The organism is Faecalimicrobium dakarense, assembly GCF_000499525.1.
Taxonomy (GTDB): domain Bacteria; phylum Bacillota; class Clostridia; order Peptostreptococcales; family Peptostreptococcaceae; genus Faecalimicrobium; species Faecalimicrobium dakarense.
The window spans coordinates 1-8,062 of record NZ_HG529428.1; the positions used below are offsets into that span (position 1 = coordinate 1).

Consider the following 8,062-nt stretch of genomic DNA (forward strand, 5'->3'; position numbering starts at 1 on the left):
AAAGTATATTCAAACTTACTTTCTAACGAAAAAGTAGATAAGCTAGAGGAAATATATGAAGGAAAAACAGAAAAAGAAAAAGTAATATTTGTTGGAGATGGAATAAATGATGCTCCAGTTTTAGCTAGAGCAGATATAGGTATAGCTATGGGAGGTTTAGGTTCAGATGCTGCAATAGAAGCTGCAGATGTGGTTTTAATGACAGATGAACCAAGTAAAATTTCTAAAGCAATAGAAATAGCAAGTAAAACTAATAAGATAGTATGGCAAAATATAATATTTGCATTAGCTGTAAAAGCTATAGTTTTAGTATTAGGAGCAGGCGGAGTTGCTACTATGTGGGAAGCTATATTTGCAGATGTTGGTGTTGCATTAATAGCAGTATTAAATGCAATGAGAGCTATGAGATAATAAATATAAAAGGCGAACTCAGTTGAGTTCGTTTTTTTGTTTTTAGTATATTTTGTGTAAGGAGAAGAAAAATTAAAATTGTAAGGTTTATTTAAGATTAAATTTATAATAGTTTAAACTTATTTATATATAATAATCAAGTGATAAAAAATTATAAAGGAGAATTAGGAAATTAGTGAAAAATAAATTGAGCAAATCAACTATAATAATCTCTGCAATTGTAGTTTTATTATTAGGAATTATAGTAAGTAGCGTTGGGTTAAATAAAGCTTATAAAATTAAATATGAAGAATTTGATTCTGTAGATAAAAAAATGTTTGAACAATTATCAAGTATATATAAATATTTTAATGAAAATGGTGATAAATTATGGAGTGATGAGTATAAACTAAATGAAAAACCATTAATTCTAATAAGAACTAACAAAGATAAAGGAATAATGAGAAAATATGCGTATGCAATTAATGTAGATGGAATTGAGAATAGTATTTTTTCTAAAAAAATGACCATGCCTAAATCTTTAAATTTACCAAGTATTTATAGAGTGAGCAAATTTGATACAAGTATGATTTCAACTTGGATGCCTTCAAACTTTGGCACTGTAAATATTGATGGGCAAAACATTTTTTATTTTAAATATAGTCCTAAAATGATGGAAAATCCAGATTTATATTTTGATTTTTCTTCATTCTTATTACATGAATCATTCCATACATATAATCAAAAAGATTGGACATATGATAAAAATGATGGAGAGTATATAGAAAATTATCCAGTAAATAAAGAGAACTATGCTTTAATTGGATTAGAATTTAAACTTTTAGATAAATGCATGGAAACAAATAATAAAGAAGAAATTAAGAGTTATTTAAAGCAATGGATAGCTGTACGTGCTTATAGATATGAAGAATGGCCACAATTAAAAGCAGAAACAAATACAGAAGCTATAGAAGGAACTGCAAGATATATTGAATATAAATACAGTGATTTAACAGGTGGAAAGTTAAGGGTTCTTGCAAATAAAGAAAAGCCATATTATGTTACTTTCTCACATGCCTTTAACTGTATTGCAGATGGAATAGCAGAGTCACCATCTTATTTGGAAAGACCAATGAAGTATGAAACGGGGTCTGCTTTAGGACTGATGATGGATAAAATAGATATAAATTGGAAACAGGATATAGAAGACAGCAAGGATAAAGATGGAGAAACTCAATATGAAATATTAAAGAAATATTTTAATATCTCTGATAAAGATATTACAGAAGATAAAGTATATGTTATAAAAAAAGAAAATAATTATAATGAATTATTGATAAAAGGACAAAAAATATTTGATTTGTCCAGTGATAAAAACTAATAAATAAAGGCAAAGCTATTTAAAAATGGCTTTGCCTTTATTTATCTAAATATTTATTTTTATAATTTTTTATAATGATAATACAAATTGTAAGGTTTATTTAAGTTTAAGTTTATGATGATGTAAATCTAAATATATATAATAAATTTGTAATCACAAGAGAGGAGAAAAAATATGTTAGGATGGGAATTAAAAAAAATAATTAAAAATAAAACATCAATAATAGCGCTTATACTTATGGGTCTTTTATTTATACAAATCGGATTTTTTAAGCCTATGTTAGAAACTGAAAATGAATATTTTGATGAAAGTAAGAATGAATATATAATCGACAAAAGGCCAGAAGATGTAATTGCACAAGAAAAATTAGATAATAAAGTAAATGAAATAAAATCAATTGCTAATAAAAATACTCATGGATTAAAAAATGAAAAGCAAATAAGCAAAATGTCAAAAGAAAAGCTAGATAAAGATAGTGGGGAAAAATATAAAGATGTAAGATTCTATCAAGTATTTGAAAATAGAGCTACTTTTCCTTTAGCTACATTACTTATAGTAGCTATAATAGTTACGCTTTCTTCGAATTTATATACAGATGAAAGATTATCAAATGTAGATTCTATAATCTTATCATCTAAAAATAAATATAAAGCTTTAAACTCAAAACTTTTAATATCGCTAATTATACCAATTGTTGTTTATGCAATTTATATAATTGCAGTTTTTATAACAACATATACTCAATATGGAGTACCGATAAATGGAAGTTTGCAAGCATATAGAATATCTAGTATAGCAAGTTTGGTTAGAGAAATGAGCATTACTCAATATATAGCCTCTGAAATAGGGGTAATATCTTTAGTACTTATAGTAATATCAATATTTTCAGCTTTATTCTCGTTTATAACTAAAAACTCAATACAATCTATATCTTGTTCGATTTTATTTATAGCTATGGGAAAAATACTAGTATTTTTAGAATTTTTACCTTATGAATTAATGATGATAATACATCAATGCAGCTTTATAGATATACTTTCGAAAAATAGTTTTATATCTACTGCATATATGGGGGAAATTAAATTATTTTCAATGAATTTTGATTTAGTTATGACTTGTTTAAGTATATTAGTACTAATAATTGTATCTGGGGTGCTATTAAACGTTTACGTATTCAAGAAAGTATTAAATAGATAAATAAAAACACGGAGGAATTAATAATGAATAAATTAGAAATTGTAAATTTAACTAAAACATATAGCCATAAAAGTGCAAATGAAAATATAAGTTTAACTTTAAATAGCGGAGTATATGGTTTATTAGGTCCTAATGGGGCTGGTAAATCAACTTTAATGAAACAGCTGGCAACGATAGCAACGCCAAGCAGTGGTAAAATATTATACAACGAAAAAGATATAAAGTCTTTAGATGATGAATATAGAGCTTTAGTTGGATATTTACCACAAGATTTTGATGCATATAAAAATTTTAAAGCAAAAGAATTTTTAATGTATATGGCAGCTCTTAAGGGGATGAATAATAATGAAGCTAGAAGGAGAGTTGATGAGCTTTTAAAACTAGTGGGGCTTTATGAAGTAAGAAATAAATTAGTTTCTAAATTTTCTGGAGGTATGAAAAGAAGAGTTGGTATAGCGCAGGCATTACTTAATAATCCTAAAGTATTAATACTGGATGAACCAACAGCGGGACTTGACCCTCAAGAAAGAACTAGATTTAGAAATCTATTATCAAATATAGGAACTGAAACAATAGTAATACTTTCAACTCATATAATTTCTGATATAGAATCAGTAGCTAAAGAAACAATTATGATAAAAGATGGAAAACTACTACTAAAGGGAACTCATAGAGAAATATTAGAAGATATGAAAGGTAAAGTATATACAATAACTACAAAAAATGAAAGTGAAGTAAATGAGATTCAAAGAAGCTACAAAGTAGTAAGTATAAATCGTGGTGTTGAAGATACTCAACTAAGAGTAATAAGTGAGAAAACACCGTCGTATGAAAATACAAAGCTAACAGAACCAAGATTTGAAGATGTGTACATGTTCTACTTTGAGTTAGAAGATGCAAGGGAGGTATAATTATGTTTTCAGTTATTAAAGCAGAAATAAAAAAGAATTTTAAGCTTGGAGTAATTTTTGTTTGGATGTTAACAATATTTCTAGCATATAGTTCTACTTATAACTTTGATGTTAATGAAACATATGCAAATTTATTTTCTAAATGGTTTGGCCTTGCTCCATTTATGGGATTAACTATGTTTATGATGTTTTCAGGAAGTTTTATTATAGAATATAATTCAAATATGGATGGATTAATAAAAGCTACTAAAAATGGAAAGAAGCAGTTAGTTATAAGCAAATTTATAGCAGCTGGAGTAAGTGCTAGTGTAGTAAACCTTGCAATATTATATACAATGGTATTAAGAGCATTAATATCTTTAAACTTTAAAGGTTTAAATACTCCATTAAAGAATTTATGGTACTTTGGAAATAGTGGGTCTAATGTAACGGTAATGCAAATGATATTAATGATGACTATTAACATAGTAATAGGATCATTCTTACTAGCAGCTTTAGGATTATTTTTATCATCTATAAGTAAAAATGCAATAGTACCATTTTTAGTAGGTGGAGCATGTATGGCAATACCTTACTTTATGGAAGTGAGAGGTATAGCTGATAATATGCTAGAATGGCCAATATTAGGAATGTATGCAACTCCAATTATAAGATATAAATTGCCTTCAAGTGCATGGGCTGTATTTATAGGAACAAGTGTAATAGGAGTAGTATTGTTTTATAACTTAGCTAAAAGAAGATTTTTAAGTGAAAGATAATCTATAAATATAAATAATTTAGAAATAATAAAAGAAAAGCAAAACACTTGTTATGCTTTTCTTTTTATATTTCATAATATAAATTTTGAAATATGTGGTATAAACTAAATATAGTAAAGAACGTAAAGTTAAAAGATAAGGATATTAAAATTTAGAAATAGCTTAGATATAAAAAGGAGGACTTAAATTGGAATCTTTAATAAGACAAAGTAAGATATTAGTAGTAGATGACGAAGTAGAAATATTAAACCTAATAAAAATGGCACTTAATAAAGAAGGATTTACAAATATTTATATAGCTGATAATGGAACTAAAGGATTAGAGATATTTGAAAGAGAAAATCCAGACTTAGCTATACTAGACATTATGCTTCCAGATATTGAAGGATATGATATATGTAAAAAAATAAGACAAACTTCAGATATACCAGTACTGTTTTTATCAGCAAAAGGTGAGGAATTAGATAAATTAGTAGGGTTATCTCTAGGTGCTGATGACTATATAACAAAACCATTTAGTCTAAAAGAGTTAGCACTTAGAGTGAAAATTCAGCTTAGAAGAAGTAAAAAACAATTTAATATAGAAGAAAACAGTAATGAAGCTATAAAGGTAGGGCCATTTGAAGTAAATGATCAGACTTTAGAAGTAAAGAAAAATGGTGAGTTGCTAGAATTAAAACCTAAAGAATTAAAAATGTTTATATATATGGTAAAGCATAAAAATCAGATAATAAGCAAAGAAAAGTTTTGTGATGAAGTATGGGGTGATGACTTTATAGGATATGATAACACTATAATGGTTCATATAAGAAGATTAAGAGAAAAAATTGAAGATAATCCTTCAAAACCTAAGTATATATTAAATGTAAAAGGACTTGGATATAAATTTGTAATAAAAGAATAAGTAGCTAAGGATGATTTATTATGAAATGGAAATTAACTTTAAGATACCTTTTATCAACTGTAATAGTAGCTATGATAGTTGTTCAAATAAATATAATTATAGCTATTTCAATATCTGTAATGTTAAGTTCAGATTCAGCTAAAAATGATTATGGTGGTCTTAATAATGTAGAAAAATTTGTTAGAGATTTTAATGATAATATTTTTAATGATACAGAGGATATAAACAATATATCCATCAATGACAATGGTAAAAATGTATTAAAAAAAGCCACAGCATGGATACAAATACTAGATAATGATGGGAGAGTAATTTATCAATATAATACGCCAGAAAAAATTCAAGATAAATACACACCTGTTCAACTAATAAATACATACAAATATTCTGGAGTAGAAGGTAATGAATCTACAGTTATGGTCGCTGAAAAAAATATAAAAAATTATTCATATACATACCTAATAGGATTTCCTATGCATAAAGTAAGTAAGATTAATATAACTACCGAATCAGAATCAATAGGAGAGGTAATATCAAAAGTAATATTTTCTATTATAATTGTAGATATAATAGTAGCTGCAATTATAGGTTATATATTTAGCAAGTCTTTAACTAAACCTGTAAAAAGTATAATAGGCGGTGTTGAAGATTTAGCTGGTGGAAACTATGAATCATACTACAGAGAAAAAGGAATATATAAGCCTGTATTTAATAAGTTAAATAATCTGGCAGATACATTGAAAGAAAATGAAAGAGAAAGGAAAAAAATCGAATCCATGAAGAATGAATGGATTGCGAATATATCTCATGATATAAAAACACCTTTAGCATCTATAAAAGGATACGCAGAGTTAATGTCTAGTGACTATGATATAGAGTCTGATGAAGTATATCAGTATGCAGAAATTATAGATAGCAAGGCCAACTATATAAAAGAACTAGTAGATGATCTAAATCTAACTATGAAACTAAAAGATGGATATTCAAATATATCTAGAGATGAAAAAAATATAGTATCTTTAGTTAGAGGATGTATTATAGATATACTTAATGACCCTAGATATGATCATGTAGATATAGACTTTAACTCTAATGAAGAGAGTATAATATTAAAAATAGATGAATTACTCATGAAGAGAGTAATAAATAATATTCTATATAACTCTATTATTCATAATAATGAAGATGTAAGCATAAAAGTAAACATAATAATGAATAAAAAAGCTCATATAATTATTGAAGATAATGGAAAAGGAATATCTAAAGAAGATCTTAAGTATATCTTTGAGAGATATTACAGAGGAACTAACACAGGTCATGCTCATAAAGGTTCTGGTTTAGGTATGGCTATAAGTAGGGATATTGTAAAAGCTCATAATGGAGATATAGAAGTAGAAAGTAATCTAGGTACTGGTACTAAAATAGAAATAATACTTTAGATAAATAAAAAAGGAGATTAATCAATACTGATAAATCTCCTTTTTTATTTATATTACATAATTAAATACGCAGAAAAAGTGAGTTAAGCTTCCAAGCATTATAAATATATGGAAGATTTCGTGAAAACCTAAATGTTTAAAATCTAAGAACTTTGGCTTAGTTGCATATATTAAAGCTCCTATAGTATAAAAAATACCACCTAATACAAGTAAAGAAACTCCATGGAATGATAAAGCCTTGTATAGCGGACTAATAAGGAATATAGAAACCCATCCCATAGCAACATATATAACTGTAGAAATCCATCTAGGACAGTTAAACCAAATCAATTTAAAAGATACACCTGCAACAGCAGTAGCCATTATTACTCCAAATAAAATCCATCCAGTAGTACCATTTAAAGCAATCAGGCAAAATGGAGTATATGAACCTGCTATTAAAACGAATATCATAGCATGGTCTAATCTTCTTAAAAATCCTATCACCTTATCGCTAGAAATAACTAAATGATAAGTTGCAGAAGCTGCATATAAAAGAATCATACTCAATCCAAATATTATTACAGCCGTTAGAGCTAAGGTAGATGGGGTATTTAATGTTGTTTTTATTACTAATGCTAGTAATCCAATAAAAGATAATATTGCACCAGCAAGATGAGTAAAACCATTAATAGGCTCTCTAAGATAATTACTCATAATTTACCTCCCTAAATTAAAGTTGAATATATAATTTATATTATACATTTTAAGTATTTATACACATATAAGCAAATAAACTAACAGATTATAATAAAGAATTAGTATCTGGTTTTAATACTATATTACTATTATACTCTAAATTATAAATCTATATATACTTTTTAAAAACTTTTTACAATAAAAAATAAAACTAAATTAACCAGAAATTCTATTCAATACAAGGGTTTAAGATATTTTTACTTATATTTATAATATAAAAAATAATAATTTTTTTTAAAAAACTTTTAAAAAAGTGTTGACGATATATTTTTAAGGTGATATAGTATTACTTGTCCGAGAGAGATACGGACGAAACAAAAAAGAAAACAACGAAAGTTGAAAAT

At 26.4% G+C, this 8,062-nt stretch carries 8 protein-coding genes; 7 read left to right on the forward strand and 1 reads right to left on the reverse strand.

The features are described 5' to 3' along the window. From BN899_RS16560 to BN899_RS16590, 7 genes are all read left to right on the forward strand, one after another. Nucleotides 1-411, forward strand: a 411-nt coding sequence (locus BN899_RS16560) for an HAD hydrolase family protein (RefSeq protein ID WP_042277768.1), incomplete at its 5' end; no start/stop codon positions are given. 175 nt (nt 412-586) lie between these two features. Beyond that, complete coding sequence (locus BN899_RS16565) at nt 587-1,771, forward strand: hypothetical protein (RefSeq protein ID WP_207636868.1); 1,185 nt, start codon at nt 587-589, stop codon at nt 1,769-1,771. 174 nt (nt 1,772-1,945) lie between these two features. Continuing rightward, nucleotides 1,946-2,968, forward strand: a complete 1,023-nt coding sequence (locus BN899_RS16570; RefSeq protein WP_042277770.1) for an ABC transporter permease — start codon at nt 1,946-1,948, stop codon at nt 2,966-2,968. Nucleotides 2,969-2,991: 23 nt separating this feature from the next. Next, nucleotides 2,992-3,879, forward strand: a complete 888-nt coding sequence (locus BN899_RS16575) for an ABC transporter ATP-binding protein (RefSeq protein ID WP_042277773.1) — start codon at nt 2,992-2,994, stop codon at nt 3,877-3,879. Between the two features lie 2 nt (nt 3,880-3,881). Then, the gene (locus tag BN899_RS16580) at nt 3,882-4,637 is read left to right on the forward strand and encodes a hypothetical protein (protein ID WP_042277775.1); all 756 of its coding nucleotides are present in this window, start codon (nt 3,882-3,884) and stop codon (nt 4,635-4,637) included. A 187-nt stretch (nt 4,638-4,824) separates the two neighbouring features. Then, entirely contained in the window at nt 4,825-5,541 is a 717-nt protein-coding gene (locus BN899_RS16585; RefSeq protein WP_042277777.1) for a response regulator transcription factor, read from the forward strand. Between the two features lie 20 nt (nt 5,542-5,561). Next, on the forward strand, nt 5,562-6,980 hold the full coding sequence (locus BN899_RS16590; RefSeq protein ID WP_042277779.1) for a sensor histidine kinase: 1,419 nt from the start codon (nt 5,562-5,564) through the stop codon (nt 6,978-6,980). 48 nt (nt 6,981-7,028) lie between these two features. Here BN899_RS16590 and trhA read toward each other — a convergent pair whose 3' ends face one another. Next, nucleotides 7,029-7,676: a PAQR family membrane homeostasis protein TrhA gene (gene trhA, locus BN899_RS16595; RefSeq protein WP_042277781.1), complete on the reverse strand. Its 648-nt coding sequence runs from the start codon at nt 7,674-7,676 to the stop codon at nt 7,029-7,031. Nucleotides 7,677-8,062 lie beyond the last annotated feature (386 nt).